Source organism: Pseudomonas sp. Tul2A7 (assembly GCF_054790505.1).
The window spans coordinates 5,335,284-5,351,476 of sequence record NZ_CP186499.1; the positions used below are offsets into that span (position 1 = coordinate 5,335,284).

16 protein-coding genes are annotated in these 16,193 nt (G+C 58.8%); 12 read left to right on the forward strand and 4 right to left on the reverse strand.

Annotated features, from left to right (window positions below):
• The first annotated feature begins 6 nt into the window (after window positions 1–6).
• From ACOYXJ_RS23855 to ACOYXJ_RS23880, 6 genes are all read left to right on the forward strand, one after another.
• A complete protein-coding gene (locus tag ACOYXJ_RS23855) occupies window positions 7–756 on the forward strand; it encodes a hydroxypyruvate isomerase family protein (RefSeq protein ID WP_460371822.1) in 750 nt (249 codons plus the stop codon).
• Between the two features lie 129 nt (window positions 757–885).
• Complete coding sequence (locus ACOYXJ_RS23860) at window positions 886–1,290, forward strand: acyl-CoA thioesterase (protein ID WP_460371824.1); 405 nt, start codon at window positions 886–888, stop codon at window positions 1,288–1,290.
• 240 nt (window positions 1,291–1,530) lie between these two features.
• Window positions 1,531–1,845 carry a DUF6966 domain-containing protein gene (locus ACOYXJ_RS23865; protein ID WP_150776685.1) on the forward strand — a complete coding sequence of 105 codons (315 nt, stop codon included), beginning with the start codon at window positions 1,531–1,533 and terminating at the stop codon, window positions 1,843–1,845.
• 552 nt (window positions 1,846–2,397) lie between these two features.
• Window positions 2,398–2,919 carry a hypothetical protein gene (locus ACOYXJ_RS23870; protein ID WP_460371826.1) on the forward strand — a complete coding sequence of 174 codons (522 nt, stop codon included), beginning with the start codon at window positions 2,398–2,400 and terminating at the stop codon, window positions 2,917–2,919.
• A gap of 149 nt (window positions 2,920–3,068) precedes the next feature.
• Window positions 3,069–3,497, forward strand: coding sequence for a hypothetical protein (locus ACOYXJ_RS23875; protein WP_150776153.1), 429 nt, complete (start codon window positions 3,069–3,071; stop codon window positions 3,495–3,497).
• Between the two features lie 431 nt (window positions 3,498–3,928).
• Window positions 3,929–4,864, forward strand: coding sequence for a LysR family transcriptional regulator (locus tag ACOYXJ_RS23880; RefSeq protein ID WP_460373019.1), 936 nt, complete (start codon window positions 3,929–3,931; stop codon window positions 4,862–4,864).
• On the opposite strand, the gene ACOYXJ_RS23885 is transcribed toward ACOYXJ_RS23880, so the two are convergent.
• The 4 genes from ACOYXJ_RS23885 to ACOYXJ_RS23900 form a co-directional block, all read right to left on the reverse strand.
• Window positions 4,849–5,295 (reverse strand): GlcG/HbpS family heme-binding protein, encoded by a 447-nt coding sequence (locus tag ACOYXJ_RS23885; RefSeq protein ID WP_460371828.1) that lies wholly within the window; start codon window positions 5,293–5,295, stop codon window positions 4,849–4,851. The genes ACOYXJ_RS23880 and ACOYXJ_RS23885 overlap by 16 nt on opposite strands.
• 11 nt (window positions 5,296–5,306) lie before the next feature.
• Window positions 5,307–6,656 carry a metal-dependent hydrolase family protein gene (locus tag ACOYXJ_RS23890; RefSeq protein ID WP_460371830.1) on the reverse strand — a complete coding sequence of 450 codons (1,350 nt, stop codon included), beginning with the start codon at window positions 6,654–6,656 and terminating at the stop codon, window positions 5,307–5,309.
• 188 nt (window positions 6,657–6,844) lie between these two features.
• A complete protein-coding gene (locus ACOYXJ_RS23895; RefSeq protein WP_460371832.1) occupies window positions 6,845–8,002 on the reverse strand; it encodes an alpha/beta hydrolase family protein in 1,158 nt (385 codons plus the stop codon).
• A gap of 59 nt (window positions 8,003–8,061) precedes the next feature.
• Window positions 8,062–9,024 carry a LysR family transcriptional regulator gene (locus ACOYXJ_RS23900; protein ID WP_007910238.1) on the reverse strand — a complete coding sequence of 321 codons (963 nt, stop codon included), beginning with the start codon at window positions 9,022–9,024 and terminating at the stop codon, window positions 8,062–8,064.
• 257 nt (window positions 9,025–9,281) lie between these two features.
• Here ACOYXJ_RS23900 and ACOYXJ_RS23905 point away from each other — a divergent pair, with 257 nt between their 5' ends.
• From ACOYXJ_RS23905 to ACOYXJ_RS23930, 6 genes are all read left to right on the forward strand, one after another.
• A complete protein-coding gene (locus ACOYXJ_RS23905; protein WP_460371834.1) occupies window positions 9,282–10,223 on the forward strand; it encodes a VOC family protein in 942 nt (313 codons plus the stop codon).
• A 14-nt stretch (window positions 10,224–10,237) separates the two neighbouring features.
• Complete coding sequence (locus ACOYXJ_RS23910; RefSeq protein WP_460371836.1) at window positions 10,238–10,600, forward strand: Rieske (2Fe-2S) protein; 363 nt, start codon at window positions 10,238–10,240, stop codon at window positions 10,598–10,600.
• 134 nt (window positions 10,601–10,734) lie between these two features.
• Window positions 10,735–11,871 carry an FAD-dependent oxidoreductase gene (locus ACOYXJ_RS23915; RefSeq protein ID WP_007910244.1) on the forward strand — a complete coding sequence of 379 codons (1,137 nt, stop codon included), beginning with the start codon at window positions 10,735–10,737 and terminating at the stop codon, window positions 11,869–11,871.
• A 57-nt stretch (window positions 11,872–11,928) separates the two neighbouring features.
• Complete coding sequence (locus ACOYXJ_RS23920) at window positions 11,929–13,626, forward strand: DUF1302 domain-containing protein (RefSeq protein WP_460371838.1); 1,698 nt, start codon at window positions 11,929–11,931, stop codon at window positions 13,624–13,626.
• Window positions 13,627–13,638: 12 nt separating this feature from the next.
• Entirely contained in the window at window positions 13,639–15,027 is a 1,389-nt protein-coding gene (locus ACOYXJ_RS23925; RefSeq protein WP_460371840.1) for a DUF1329 domain-containing protein, read from the forward strand.
• 59 nt (window positions 15,028–15,086) lie between these two features.
• Complete coding sequence (locus tag ACOYXJ_RS23930) at window positions 15,087–16,190, forward strand: WD40/YVTN/BNR-like repeat-containing protein (RefSeq protein ID WP_460371842.1); 1,104 nt, start codon at window positions 15,087–15,089, stop codon at window positions 16,188–16,190.
• Window positions 16,191–16,193 lie beyond the last annotated feature (3 nt).

The window sequence follows — 16,193 nt, forward strand, 5'->3', positions numbered from 1 at the left end:
TACCCAATGCTCAAGTTCAATGCTCATCTCGGTTTCCAATTCAATGAATTGCCTTTTCTGCAACGCATCGAAGCCGCCGCAACCGCCGGTTTCCGGGCAGTAGAGTTCCCGTCACCGTACGAATTCGACGCCAGTCTGCTTGCCGACCATCTAGCCCAACACAGTTTGCCGTTGATTCAGTTCGCCGCCCCGGCTGGCGTGACCAAAGGCATCGCCGCGTTACCGGGCAGGAGAGAGGAATTTCGTGACGGGTTGCTCCAGGCCGCCCGCTACGCAAAGACCTTGGCGTGTGCGGATGTGCATATCATGTCGGGCGTTACCACGCAGAATGACGCTGAGCGAACCTACGCGGGCAACCTGGAATATGCGGTCAAGTACTTGGAAGACCAGGGGCTGCGGCCGCTTATCGAAGTGATCAGCGCGGAGGCGATGCCGGGCTATTACATGTCTGACTTCAGCAAGGCGCAACAGGTACTGGAGACCTTCCCGAGTGTCGGGCTGATTCTTGATCTTTATCATGCGCAGCTTTTGACTGGAGACGCAGCGGATGTGCTGGCGCGGTTTTATGACAGAACCGTGCATGTGCAAATCGCCGATTGCCCGGGGCGTCACGAGCCGGGAACCGGGAGCCTCGACTTTGCCGCGTTGTTCGCGGCGCTGGAGCAGCGCGGCTACGCGGGATGGATCGGGTGTGAATACCGTCCTTCTGGAACTACCGTTGCGAGTCTTGACTGGTTCAAGCAGCTAAGTGCTTAGGTGCTAGACGAACATCTTTGAGTCGCTGATGTGGGGACAATCGCCGGCCATCAAAGGCAGAAGCCCTTGATGGCCGAGTGAAAAGAACTCATCGATATCGGCCTGACGCTGGCGAGTAGGGGGGAGTTAATGCCTGACGCGGTTTTTATAAGTCGAACTATTTTGTTCGGAGATTGTGATCCGGCAGGGGTGGTTTACACCCCGCGATTCTCACATTTTGCTGTAGAGGCCATTGGTGTAGCACTCGACAGATGGGTAGGGGGGCCGGGGCTTAGAGCGGTGATGAGTTTTAATATATTGCCGCCGGTGCGTGCGATGTCGATCGAGTTGCTGGCTCCGCTGACGTGGGATGACGAAATGACTATTAAAGTTGGCGTGGCCAGGTTGGGCGAGCACTCTTTTACTTTTTTTGTTGAGGGGTTTATAGGCGAAGGCGTGCTGGCATTTACCGCGAATGTCACACACGTTTGTGTCTCACCGGAAAGTAAGGAAGTTGTACCCATTCCAGCTCCGTTGCGAGCGCTTCTTTCGTAGACGATCAGACGGACTCAACAAAGTTTCGGGGGGGGGCAAGTGTCCGGTTGTGGCCAAAATCTACCGTTCCTCACCGGGAGCTATGGGCGATTGCGGCCTTGGTGACCGGCAGCAATCGGCCAAAAGCGGCCCTTGGACAACCTGATTGCAAAACAGTAGCTTATGTAGCGAGACTGACGAAAAATACTCGGCGGTGGGGTTCCTTCCCATACCGTGATTCACCTTGGACGATGTCAAGAAATGGGACCTAAAACCGAAGAGCTGATCTGCGTTCTTGATCAGCTTGCAGCAATGCTTGAGAGCGATGGAGATACTCACTGGAGCCTGTGGATGCGTAAGGCAAGAGCACGCTTAATGGATTCTGATTACTCCGGAATTGAGTACCTACAGTCAGCCTATGGTGGAATGGGCTCATTCAATGATCTCATTCTTGGCCAAAGTGATGAGAATGGCGTCCTTTGCTGGAAGCTGGGTCATGTTGTGCTAAACGAAAGATTCGATGAATTGCGCAATGAAGCCGCGAAGCTCGTCGAGCTCATAAAGCGAACTACATAAAGGGGCGCAGTTATCAAACTACGGTATTCAAAGGGGTTAGGCCTGCCACCGGATCAGCTCCGTCGACTCCGTTTCCGGCAGCCTGGTGTTTGCCTACACAGAAGTCGGGGATTACAGAGTGCATTACACATCACGTGCCGAGTTGTTGTGCATGCTCAACAGCCTTTTGCATCAGCGCGTGCCCATTGCTGTCGGAGGCATGCTCCCGGGACCTGCCGACGAAGTCGACATGTTAATAGCGAACGAAGTACTTGAAGGCCCCTACATAGAACTGTCCTGGTCCGGCCCCCAGCAATGGACTCTGCGCGAAATCGACTCCACCACTGCTGAATGGCAACCAGTACCTGACATTCGAAGTATGGCCAATGTGTCATTCGATCCGAAGTCCCTGAAATGCTCTGGCTGAACTGGCTAAGAAATTAATACAAGTTCACGCGGTTCTTCGTATCTAGCACCAATCACCTACGGTCGCGACCAGCAGCAATCGGCCAGAAGCGGACGTAATAGCGTTTGTGTAGTATCTGCCTCTCTTCCATCCTATATGAGATGCCGATGTCTAGCCGACACTCCCCATCCCCTACAAGAGCTGTCCTAGACCTGCAAAACGCACGTTCGCTTTTGGGAAAACGGCTGAGGGTGCTGCTGCACGACCAGTACTATTTCAACGACGAGAAAGATCTGGGAGACACAGGTTCTCTAGAGTGGCGTTTTGGCGAAGGAGAAGTTCTATCCATGTATCTCTTGAGTGATGGCGAGAGAGTCGGTGCGGACTTGTTTCCTTCTGATACGCCGACTCCCTTCGAGATAGAGCCAAACGTGACCTGCTCCTGGAAGAGGGAAAACCTGCTTGCGGATCTGTCAGCAACCCACCTTGAGAACACAAAAATTTGCGCAGTTGAGGGAATTCTTGACTCTTTCAACGGACAAGAGCCTTGGCTGGCCGGATTCAGAGTTACGTTCGAGACCGGTGACTCGTTGATCTACCTTAACCAGGGCGACGATGCCGTCGTATTGATTAATGCGCTACCGTCAGTAAGTGTAGGCCTCGAAACCCGCTTCGTTACCTCAATTTAATGACAGCTATGGGTCGACTGCGGACCTTCCCAAAGACAGCAATCGGCCAAGAGCTGACCGTCAGCATACTCCCCTCAAAGAACTCCTGATCTATAGTCACTGAAGAGTCCAAAGGGCGCGGTAAAATTCAACTCGCAGGGAGCGTATGAATGACTCGATTGCAAACACTCAAGTTGATTCAGATAGCCATTGCCCTTCCAGCCTATACCGTACCTTCAAGCACTACATTCGTCTTCACTCTTTGGATCACCATCACCTCGACGATCAACCTGTTCACCTCACAATCCTTTTCAGGTTGGGGCGTGATCATGTTGTGGCTTCTGGTGTCGCTGTTTTCGCAATGGGCATGCTGGAGCATTTTTTCCGACTCGCTGGAGGACAGCCCCTCTGTGCAACACCTGCCACTACTTTTACTTGGGGTTTTGTTAACACTGATTCTAGGTTTGAGTGCCTGGGTCCTTTTTCACATAGGCCTAATCTGGCTTATGTGCGGAACACAAGGCATTGCAGCCGGTGTGCTTTTGACGATCAATTGTGTAAGAAAAAGACGTCAAACTGGCGACATGCTCAGTGAATGAGTTCATCAAAGTGTCGGCCCTTTGCAGAGGGTGGAGGCGTTAAAGCAGATTTTCTCTATCAGTCCATGCAACCGTTCGGGTGCGTGAGCGTCTGGTCAAAAGACCCCATTCCCGAGCGGTTGCTTCTGACCGACTACCGTCATCCACGAGCATCAATTTTCGAGCAACCTATAAGTTGCTCTCGATCAAAAGTGATCGCAGCGCTTTTGCTTACCTACTAGATAATCGATGGTGTGTGTTGCCCCTTCTATTAGTGGCTTCCCATGAGTAACTAATTACGCGCATTGGCGCTTGGTATCTTCGTTAGCGATACCTCCCAACGACGCATGCGATTGGCGCATGGGTACACAGCTCGCTAAGGTCATGATTCGTTTTTGATCCTGCCCGTAAACAGTGGCAAAAACGTCACCATCACCTTCAGCGAAACCCACATGCGATATCGACGCCTCGACCTTAATCTGTTGGTTGCGCTGGACGCCTTGTTGAGCGAATGCAGCGTCAGCAGAGCGGCCGAGCGCCTGTGCCTGGGGCAGTCAGCTGCCAGTTCGGCACTGGGCCGCTTGCGTGAACATTTCAACGACCCGTTACTGGTGCAAGTGGGGCGCCGCCTGGAACCCACTGCGCTGGGTCTGGAGTTGCTGCCAAAGGTACGTGCTGCGTTGGCACTGACCCGGGAGATCGTCGATGCACCCCTGAATTTTGACCCGGCGAACTGCGACCGGCACATCACCCTCGTAGCCTCCGATTACGTCGCCGACGTGCTGCTTCCGGCTGTCAGCCGTGTTTTGGCGCGTGTCGCTCCGAATATTCGCTTGAGCCTGCGCGACATGCCGGTGCCACGCGACGGTGATGTCGTCAGCGAAGCGCTCGATTATCGGCGCAGTGATTGCGTGATCGTGCCGCAGCGACGGCTGAATCCGGCCTATCCCCATGTGCGGCTCATGACTGACCAGCTGTGTTGCATCGTCTGCGCGCAACAGCCACAGTTTGCCGAGCAACTGAGCATGGCCGACTATCGCGCCGCAGCGCATGTGGTGCGCGAGTTTGCCGACGGGCACAACCTGGCGATGGATGCCATGCACCTGCATGAACTCGGGATTGAGCGACAAGTGGCCGTGACCGTTGAAAGCTTTGTGCTGATGCCGCAATTCATTGTCGGTACCGCACGCATTGCCACGGTGTTTCGACGACAGGCGCAACGCTTCGCCCAGTGTTATCCATTACGCGTCCACCCGGCGCCGCTGGCTTTCCCAGAGGCCGTTCAAGTCTTGCAATGGCATCCCTATCAAGAGCATGACCCGGCCATGCAATGGTTTCGCGGCCTGCTTCTGGAACAGGCCGCGTTGCTCGATCAACCCTCTGTCTGATCGCCGCTGTCGGCGACTAATCCGGCTTTAGCGATGGCCAGCAATGCGCAACGCTCGTCGTTGTCCGAGGTATCGCCGCTGATGCCGATGGCCCCGAGCACCATGCCCTCGACATTACGAATCAGCACGCCGCCCGCTACTGGAATCACCTCGCCGCCGGTCAAACTGTTGATCGCATCGAAAAACGCCGGCATGGCCTGCGCGCGCCGCGCCAGCTCACGTCCGCCAAAACCCATGCCCAGGCAGCCACGCGCCTTGCCGGTGGCGATTTGCGTGCGCAGGAAAGTGGCGTGTTCGTCGCGCAAAATCGCCAAGGGATGGGCGGCGGCATCCAGTACTGCGACGCCCAAGGGCTTGATCCCGGTTTCCCGAGCGATGCGGATGGCATCGCTCGCCATGTTCGTGGCGGTCAGCAAGTCGAGTCGTTGCATGATCTCAGTCCTCATACAGCCCACTTGCCCAGTTGAGTAACGCGGTCGCGGGTGTAAAGATCGGTCCATTTCAGTGAGTTGAAATCGGACACCTGCTTGGGGTTGTAGGGGCTGCGATCCATACGCACCGGTTGGCCGGCCTTGTAAACGGCCTTCAGGCGCGAACGATCCTGGAGGATGCGGATGTCATCCAGTGGTGAGCCATCAAGCACGAGGAAGTCTGCCTGCTTGCCCACTTGCAGCGAGCCGAGAGTTTCACCGCGCGGCATACAGCGCGCACCGACAGCGGTCGCGGCGTATAAGGCTTCGGCCGGTGTGAATCCAAGCCGAGTCACCAGCAACTCCAGCTCACGAGCATGCCACTCTCCGTAAGGCGTCACCGCGAAGCCGCTGTCACTGCCGCAGGCAAAGGGTACGCCAGCCGCTTTGGCCCGTTTGAGTACCGCCGAACCTACCTCCAATGTGCGAGCACAATAACCGGCATAACCCGTGCTGATGGCCGGATCATGGGGCTGACAGAAATCCACGGTGTTCTGCGGGAACGTCATGGTAGGGGCAAGGATGCTGCCGGCCTCAAGCAACGCTTCGATGCACGCGTCGTCCATGTAAAAGGCATGGAAAACCAGATCAACGCCCGCACGCGCCGCGTACATTACGGCTTCGCGACCGTAGGCATGGGTGGCGACTTTGCAGCCCAGACGATGCGCTTCCTCGACCATTTCGAAGGTTTCGTCGGCAGTGAAGGCCGCAATGATTTCGCCGTTGGGGCGGCGGTGCGTGCCGTCCATGGCAATCTTGATCAGATCAACGCCATCCTTGGCCTGCTTGCGAATTTCTGAGAGCGCATCGCTACGGCTGGTGACCAACTGCGCGGTGAAGTATTCCGGGGCGCCCACCCGACTCGGGAACCAGTCATTCAGACTCTGCCGATTGGTGATGACGCGGCTGCTGGCCGCGATCCTCGGACCTTCAAATAAACCAGCGGTCACCGCATTGCGCACGGCGATACTGAGCTGGCCGCTGTCGCCGGGGCAGACCATGCTGGTGACGCCGGCGGCCAGTACGTGTTGCGCGAAGAACATCCCGCGCAATGCGCGAAACTCGTCACTGGTCCACAGGTCAATGTCTTCTTCGCTTTGCGCGTTGCCGAAGGCCAGATGCGTGTGCACATCCACCAGCCCCGGCATCACGAAATCATCCCCCGCATCCACCTGTGTATCGCCTGGCTGGGGAGCGGGTGCCAACGCGGTAGCGCCGACGTAACTGAGCAGGCCGTTTTCGACGATCAATGTCTGTTGTTGGCGGGTTTGCAGTCCGGTGCCGTCAAACAGGGTCTGGCATTTCAGGTGCAGGGCAGTCATGGCGTCTTCGCTATGTGATTGTTATGCAAAGAGAGGCTAGAGAGCAGGCGAGGGGACGACCAGCAGATTGCATCGATGGCTGCGTATTGACGGCATCAATAGCTGCGCCAGCGCTTGAATCCGTTAATGCAAAACGCCGGAGAATCGAAAGATTATCCGGCGTTTTTTATGGCGTGTTTTTCAGTAGATCAAGCGGTGCGACCGCCGAGGGTTTCGGCAACCCAGTCAGCAATGTATTGCCCTGCATTGATGCTGTTGTCGAAGCTCGAATGCTGCACACCGCCTTCACGCTCGGTGAAGATTTTCAGTTCGCATTTTGGACTGTTGACCAGTTGTTCGTAGGTGCGATGCGCCCATTTCAACGGAATCTGCGAATCCTGCTCACCATGGGTCACCAGGAATGGCACCTTGATCCGATCGAGCACGCCATCGAGGTGGACGTTTTCGGCGATGGTCATGAACTCTTCGACGTCCTTGGCGCCCCATACCCAGCAGACATGCGCCCAGTAGTGCGGCACCGGGAAGCTGCCTTCCTTTTCCAGTCGACGCTTTTGCACATCACGCCAGTCATGGTTGGCGCCCCACACGACGCCGCAGGCGAAGCGTGGTTCGAACGCAACCGCGCGCGGGCAGTAATAACCGCCCAACGAGACGCCTTCGAGTCCAATGCGTGCAGCGTCAACATCGCTTCGGGTTTCCAGCCAGTCCACCACGCGACTGGCCCAGTGTTCACTGTCGAATCGTGCGGTCAGGCCATGCAGGCGCAGCGCTTCGCCGGTGCCGGGCTGGTCGATGATCAGCGAAGAGATGCCGCGTTTCGCCAGCCAGGCTGGCAGGCCAACGCGGTATTTCATTTCCTTGGTCGAGTCCAGACCGTTGACCTGCACCAGTATCGGCGCCGGCCCTTCGACGCCTTCGGCGCGCACGAGCAAGCCGGAAAGATGTTTGCCCTCGTAGGGGATTTCTACCCGCTCACAGTTTTCACGCGACAGTTCGATGCCGCGCTTGAAGGTTTGCAGGAAGCGTTGATAGAGCTCGGTACGGCCCGGCGCACCGTGCGCTTGCAGGCGCTCGCAGGTCAGATAATAGGTGGCGGCGCGGTTGTATTTTTCGCCAGCCGAGAGCATCCGGCCATTGCCTTCGTCTTCCTCGGCCAGACCGCAGAGCTTGTCAGCCATTTTCGCCCAGGTTTCGCGAAAGGCGCGGGTGCCGGACGCGTCCGGCTGCTTGGCCGCCTCCTGCAGCGGGGCGCACATCTCTTCGATTTCGCCCATGCGCGCGCCCATTTCAATGGCCAGGTCGACAGAGAGATTCCAAACGTAGTTGGTCGGGAAATAGCGAAACATGATTATTGTTGTCCTTATGGTTGCCTTGGCATTCCCAAGGCACGTTAAGGATCACCCGACTAATTGGCCAATCGTGACGGCGGATACGAGGTATCGCGAGATACGATGGGCACGTGTTGCAGATGCTGGATGGATTCGCTGATGCGTTCGCGCAGCCAGCGGTGCATCGGGTCGCCGTCAACGCTGCGATGCCACAACATGTACTCGCGCATGACCGGGATTTTCACCGGTGGCGGCAGGATGCGCAGTGGCAGATAGTGCGCGTAGAGGTTCGCCAGACGCTGGTGCATCGTGGCGATGCGCTGCGTGCCGACAATCAGTTGCGGCAGGGTATTGAAGTCGCTGGTGATCACTTCAATGCGCCGATTGAAGCCGTATTGATTCATGAACCATTCTTCGATGCTCATGTGCCGGGTACGGCCGAAGCCCACCGAGACATGGCCCATCTCCATGTACTGCTCAAGGGTCAGGGTGTCGCCGACTTGCGTATTGCCTTGCCACACCACGCACACGTGTTCTTCCTCGAACAGCAGGCGTGAAGGGTGGCCTTCGATGATGTAGCGCTCGGGAACAATCATCAGATCGACCTCACCACGTACCAGCAACTCGCCGGAATTGTCGCTGGGGCCAAGCATTTCGAAAGTGATGTTGGGCGCTTGCTGATGAATGTTCTGGATCACCTGGGCGAACAGCACGCTGATCAGATAGTCCGAGGTCACCAAGCGAAAATGACGCTTGCTGGTGGCCGGGTCGAACACCGGTTTGGCGGTAATCGAGGACTGGATCGTCAGCAGGACTTCACGCACCGGTTTGGCCAGTTCCGTGGCGTAGGGCGTGGGCTGCATCTTGCGTCCGACCTGGACCAACAGCTCATCCTCAAAGTAGGTGCGCAATCGCGCGAGCACGCCGCTGGTGGCGGATTGGGTCATGTGCAGGCGTTCGGCAGCGCGGGTGATGTTCTGCTCTTCGAGCAATACATCGAGCGCGACCAGCAGGTTCAGATCCAGATGGTTGAAACGCATGGGCAGGTCCGTTCTTGTATTTATTTTCGCAATACATTCGAACGAATCCATCGGCACGTCAACCTTCGTCGCAGGTATCGCGTTTGCCGATAGGTCGCATCCCGACTCGCGATTAGTCAGCGCTCAGCCCGTACGCCAATCTTCGCCGCAGTCGGCCCTGCAGCCGACACCACCACCGGTTTCCAGTCAGGCCCGGCGCGCTGCAAGGCGTCCATGGCGACAGTCACCGGATCATAATTTCAATGGAGTGGTAAGCCATGAACATCATTGGCCTTGATGCCCTTATCTTTGGCGTCGATGACATTCAAGCCTGCACCGATTGCCTGCGCGACTACGGCCTTGCGCCGGTCGGCGTTGACAGCAACGGCGGGCGTTTCGAAGCGCTGGATGGCACCGCGGTGATTATCCGTCGAGCCGACGATCCTGATTTGCCGGCGGCAATCGGCCCGGCGCCGTCGATTCGCGAGACGGTCTACGGGGTCGGCGCGATCAGCGATCTGGATGCCATCGAAGATGAACTGGCCCGTGATCGTAGCGTCCGTCGTGATCAGCACGGCGTGCTGCACAGCGTTGACGACATGGGTTTCGCCATCGCTTTTCAGGTCAGCGTACGCAAGCCTTACAGCGCGCCGGATGACCTGACCAACGCCGCCGGCCATGCGCCACAGCGGCCGCTTAACCAGCCCGGCATTAGCCTCGATATGGGCGCTGCTCCGCGCACTTTGTCGCACGTGGTGTATTTCGTGCCCGACGCAGCGAAAGCAGAAGCTTTCTACGCCGAGCGCCTGGGTTTTCGCACCACCGACACCTTCATTGGCGCCGGGCCGTTCATGCGCCCGGCAGGCTCTGACGATCACCATTGCCTGTTCATGATCCAGACCCCGCCGCACATGAAAGGCTGCGAACACTTCACCTTCCACATGGGCAGTGGCACCGAAGTGCTGCTGGCCGGGACGCGATTCGAGCAAAAAGGCTGGACCAGTTTCTGGGGCCCGGGCCGTCACCTGTTTGGCTCCAACTGGTTCTGGTACTTCAACAGTCCACTGGGCTGCCACATTGAATACGACGCTGACATGGACAAGCACGATGACGCCTGGGAGGCTCGTTGCGCTCCTCTTTCGGCGGATAACTCGCAGTTGTTCCTGTTCAGCGCGAAAGAAAAATGGGCCCCAGGCGGTCCGCCGCCGAAGCTCGGTTGAGGGCCGCGCTGATCATGAGCGCTATTGCGCAGCCATTGTGTCGGCTGGACGAACTGGAGGAGGGCCGGGCGCGCGGATTCGATCCGTTGGCGCAGGGGCGCGACAGCGTGTTTGCCCTGCGTCATGACGATCAGGTGCGGGTCTATCGCAACCGTTGTCCGCATCTGGACGTGCGCCTGGAGTACCGCAAGGACCGCTTCCTGTCCGCCGATGGCCAACTGATCGTCTGCTACGCCCACGGCGCGCAATTTCTGCCGGCGACGGGCGAGTGCATCTACGGCCCGTGCCTGGGCCAGAGACTGGAGGCGCTGCCGTTCAGCGAGAAGGATGGCTGGCTGCTGGTGCAAATGCCTGAAGAGTTGCCGCTGCCGGGATAAATCGAGGTATCGCGTACGGCGATACATCGCATCCTTACTCGCGATTAGTCAAATCCCTGCTTTGCCGGGAAGCTTCACCCAACGATGCCGTGCCCGACGCAGCATCGATCACAAGAATAAAAAGAGAGAACACCATGAGTGCAGTGAACAACGTTCTGATCGTGGGCGGTGGTATCGGCGGCTTGTGTGCGGCCATCGCCTTGCGGCGTAAAGGTATCGAGGTCGATCTGATCGAGCTCAAGTCCGAATGGACAGTCTATGGCGTCGGGATTATTCAACAGAGCAACGTCGTCCGTGAAATGGCCAAGCTCGGCGTTCTCGATGGTTATCTGGACGCCGCGTATGCCTTCGAAGACGTCGCCATCTACGGCCCCGGCGGACAGCAACTGGCGCGCATTCCGGGTCAGCGACTGGCCGGCCCGCAGTATCCCGCCAACGTCGGTATTTCCCGCCTGGCACTGCACAAAGTCCTCAGCGAAACCGCCCTGCAACTCGGTGCCAACGTGCGTTTGGGCCTGAGTGTGGAAGCGCTGGACGACAACGGCACAGAGGTCGACGTGTTGTTTACCGACGGCAATCGCGGCCACTACGACCTGGTGGTCGGTGCCGACGGACTGTTCTCGAAAGTGCGCAGCCTGGTCTTCGGCGATGCCTACACCCCGCGTTTCACTGGTCAGTCGGTGTGGCGCTACAACTTTCCCCGCGCGCCCCAGATCGATCATCTGGCCAACTATCAAAGCGCCGACGGCAACGCCGGCCTGGTGCCGCTGGCCGGTAACTTGATGTACCTGTTTCTGACGTCCCACGAGCCGTCCAATCCGTGGATGGATCCTGCCGATCTGGCTGCGCAGATGCGCCAGCGCCTGCAAGGTTTTACCGGGCTGATTGGCGAACTGCGCGAGCAAATCACCGACAACAGCCAGGTCGTCTACAAGCCGATGGAAGTGGTGTTCGTCGATGAGCCGTGGCATCGCGGACGCGTCCTGCTGATCGGCGATGCGGCCCATGCGACCACGCCGCACCTCGGTCAAGGCGCCGGCATGGCCATCGAAGACGCAATTGTGCTCAGCGAAGAACTGACTCGCGAGCAGTCCGCCGCCACCAGCGTTGAGCAGCAGCTGCAGCGCTTCATGGCGCGGCGCTTCGAACGTTGCAAGTACATCAGCGAAAGCTCGGTGCTGGCCGGCGACAAGGAAATGCAACACGACCGGGCCTTCGATCGCATTGGCCTGGTCAAGCAAATGCTCGCGCGCACTGCCGAGCCAATCTAATCCCCACCTGCGACTCATCCACAGCAGTTACCACTATAAAAACAAGAGGTTAACGCGATGGTTAGTTCTACGACTGCGGCGCTCGCGCGTCGCCCGGTCTGCTCGTCTGCACCCTTTGGTTTGAGCGTTGCTGCGCTGCTGGTGCTGTGCAGCCAGGCCGCTCACGCTTTCGACATCGATACCGGCAACCCGGATTTCAAGCTGCGCTGGGATAACACGATCAAGTACAGCGCTGCCTGGCGCACGCAGAATCCGAGCAGCAAGTTGACCGAGGGTCAGGTGGCGCTCAATCAGGACGATGGTGATCGTGCGTTCAAGAAAGGCCTGATCTCCAATCGCACCGACATCCTCTCGGAGCTGGATCTGTCGTTTCAGGATTTCGGCGCACGTTTGAGCGGCGCAGCGTGGTACGACAGCGAGTACCAAGGCAACAACGACAATAACGATCCGTCCCGTGCCAACGCACGGTCGGTCGGCTACGACGAGTTCACCGATGACACCCGTCATTTGCACGGTGGTGATGGCGAAATCCTCGACGCCTTCGTCTACTGGAACGGTGAAGTGGCCGACCGCGCAACGTCGGTGCGCGCCGGCCGTCATGGCCTGATCTGGGGTGAAAGCCTGTTCTTCGGCGCCAACGGTATTGCCGGTGGCATGGCCCCGGTTGACGTGGTCAAGGCGCAGTCGGTGCCTAACACGCAGTTCAAGGAAATCACCCGTCCGGTCAATCAACTGTCTGGCACGTTCCAACTGACTGACGACGTATCGCTCGGCGCTTACTACCAACTCGAGTGGGAAGAAACCCGACTGCCCGCCGCTGGCAGCTATTTCTCCACCAGCGACACCATCGGCGAAGGCAATGAACGTCTGATCGTCGGTGCGCCGTTTCCGGCATTCCTTGGCGGTAACCCAGCCAGTCCCGCGGCGTTTTTCCACGGTAATGACAAGGAAGCGCGCAGTTCGGGGCAGGGCGGTCTGCAACTGAAATACAGCGCTGAGACCGTCGAGTACGGCCTCTACGCCATCCAGTACCACGACAAGACGCCGAAGCTGTATCTGAAACCGTCGACGGCGGCGCCGAACTTCAGCACCGGCCAGATCGGCGAGTACTACTGGGTTTACCCCGAAGATATTCGCGCGCTGGGCGCGAGTTTTTCCACCACCGTGGACGAATACAGCTTCGCCGGTGAAGCGTCGATGCGCTGGAACATGCCGCTGGTTTCAAACGGTCAGACCGTGCTGCCCGGCGTCATCGCCGACAACGATGATGACGCGCTCTACGCGGTCGGTCGCACTGCTCACGTCAACCTGAACGTGTTGGCTTCGTTTGGCCCCAACTTCATCGCCCGCGAGTCCGGACTGGTCGGCGAAGTGGCGTGGAACCGCCTGCTCAGCGTCAGCAAAAATCGCGCCGCGCTGGACCCGAACGCCACCGATGATGGCCTCGGTTTCAAAGTCGTCTACACGCCGACCTACCGCCAGTTCTTTTCCGGCATCGATATCAGCATTCCGGTCGGCGTCAGTTATTTCCCGCTGGGCAAATCAGCGGTGGTCAGTTCGTTCGGCCCGGACAACGGTGGCGACATCAACATCGGCATCACCGCCACTTACCTCGATCGCGTCACGGCCGGCCTGACCTACACGCATTACTACGGCGCCGAGGACACCAACCTCAACGGCCTCAGCCAGTTCAATTACAAGCAATCGCTGAAGGATCGGGATTACCTCGCCTTCTCCGTCAAGACCACGTTTTAAGAGGACTTGCGCATGACTTCTCACCACCACAATCGTGTCCCGCGCCTTACGGCCCTGTGCTTTGCCTTGCTCGGAACGCTGACCGTCCTGAGCCAGGTTGCGACTGCGGCCACCGCAGAAGAGGCCGCCAAACTGTCGAGTAGTCTCACGCCAATGGGTGCCGAGCGCGCAGGCAATGCCGACGGCAGCATTCCGGCCTGGCAGGGCGGTTACACCAAAGTTGACCCGACGTATAAACCGGGCGGCAAACGCAGCGATCCGTTTGCGGCCGACAAGCCGCTGTTCAGCATCACCTCGAAAAACCTCGCGCAATACGCCGGCAAGCTCAGCGATGGCACCAAGGAGATGTTCAAGCGTTTTCCCGACACCTATCGCATCGATGTCTATCCGACCCGTCGCACGGCCGCTGCGCCGCAATGGGTGTATGACAACACCCTGAAAAATGCCACCCGCGCCAAACTCGTCGACAGCAGCGCCGGACCGGTGCCCGAAGGTGCGTTTGGCGGGATTCCATTCCCGATTCCGCATAACGGCGCCGAAGCCATGTGGAACCACATCCTGAATTGGCGCGGCACGTCACTGGCCATGCACTTTCGGCATTACCTGATGACCGCTGACGGCAAGCAGGTGATGACCACCGACGGCCAGGCGATCCAGGACATGCCGTATTACTACCAGGACGGCACGCCGGAAAGCTTCGCCGGTGATTACTGGCTGTTCCGCCTGCTTAATGTCGGCCCGCCATTGCGTGCGGGTGAGCAAATCATGGGGCGCACCAATATCAACGGCGACAAGTCCCAGGCTCACGTCTATCTGACCGGCCAGCGCCGCGTGCGCAAGTTGCCGAATGCCTGCTGCGACACACCGACGCCGGCCACCGCCGGGGTGATGTCGTTCGATGAGTTGAGCGTGTTCCAGGGGCGCATCGATCGCTTCGACTGGAAACTGGTCGGCAAGCAGGAAATGTATATCCCCTACAACACCAACAAAGTCCTGACGGCCGGCAAACCGGAAGACCTGTTTCTGGCTCACCACATGAATCCCGATTACGTGCGCTGGGAGTTGCACCGCGTGTGGGTGGTAGACGCCGAACTCGCGCCGGGCAAGCGTCACCAATTGCCGAAGGGCCGCTACTACCTCGACGAAGACACCTGGCAAGCCATGCTCGGCGATCGCTGGGACGCCAACGGTCAACTCGCCAAAACCTTGTGGTCGCTGCCCGCCGTGCTGCCGGATCTGCCAGCGCAAGCGCAGCTGTCTTCGGGTTTCTACGACCTGACCTCCGGCGCCTGGTTTATCCAGAACGTCTACACCGGCCTGCCTGAGCAATACGGTGTGGTCGATCGCTACAAGGCGTCTGAATTCTCGCCGGCGGCGATGGCGGGTGCCGGGGTTCGTTGAATCGGGCCGGATCGCGACAGGTGTGGCGATCCGGTTTCACAGGTGGTTTCGAGGTCGGTATGAACAGAATCTGTCAGGTGCTCGGGCGGTTGTTAGCGCTGCTGGCGCTGCCTTGCGTATTACCCGTGAGCCAGGCTCAGGCCGCTGCCGTTGGGGATGTATTGCACACCCCGGCGATGCGCGCGCCGCAGGCCCGGCAAGCGGTCTTGCTTGATCTGGCGCGGGCAGGTGCGCGGTTGGTGGCGGTCGGCGAACGCGGCATCGTCTTGCTCTCCGATGACAACGGGATCAATTGGCGGCAGGCGCAGGTGCCGGTCTCCGTCAGCCTTACGGCGGTGCAATTTGTCGATGCCAACACGGGTTGGGCGGTCGGCCATGCCGGTGCGGTGCTGGTCAGCCACGACGGTGGCGAAAACTGGGCGTTGCAGCTGGACGGCAACCGCGCGGCGCAACTGGAGTTGCACGCCGCACGCGAGCAACTGCCGACAGCCACTGACCCCGATGCAGCGGCGGCACGCGTGCAAACCGCCGAACGGATGGTTAGCGAAGGCGCGGACAAACCGTTTCTGAGCCTCAAGTTCACCGATGCGCGTCACGGCCTGATCGTCGGCGCCTACGGCCTCGCGTTTACCACGGAGGATGGCGGCGTGAGCTGGCAGTCGCTGATGGGGCATATCGACAATCCGATGGGGGCGCATCTGTATGCCATCGCGCAACACGGCGAGCGGTGGTTCATCGCCGGCGAGCAAGGCTATGTGGCCCGTTCTGAGGACGGTGGACAATCTTTCGTCGCGCTCGACAGCCCGTACAGCGGCAGCTTTTTCGCCCTGCAAGTGCGCGATGACGGCGCGCTGCTGGCGGCAGGACTGAAAGGCAACGCGTTCATTTCCACCGACGACGGCAACAGCTTCGTGCCCGCGCCCGTACCGATGCCAGTGTCCTTCAGTGAAGCGATCCGCAGCGCTGACGGCCAGCTGTTGGTGGTCAATCAGGCGGGCGCAATGTTTCGCACCACGGGCGACGCACTAACCCTGCAGCCTTTCGGCAAACCGCTGGGCAAACCGATTTCCAGTGTCGTGCAGGCCGCCGATGGCAGCCTGGTGCTGGCCGGTTTCACCGGGTTGACGCGCATGGCGTCGCCCACTGCTACAGCTTCGGAGTGAGGT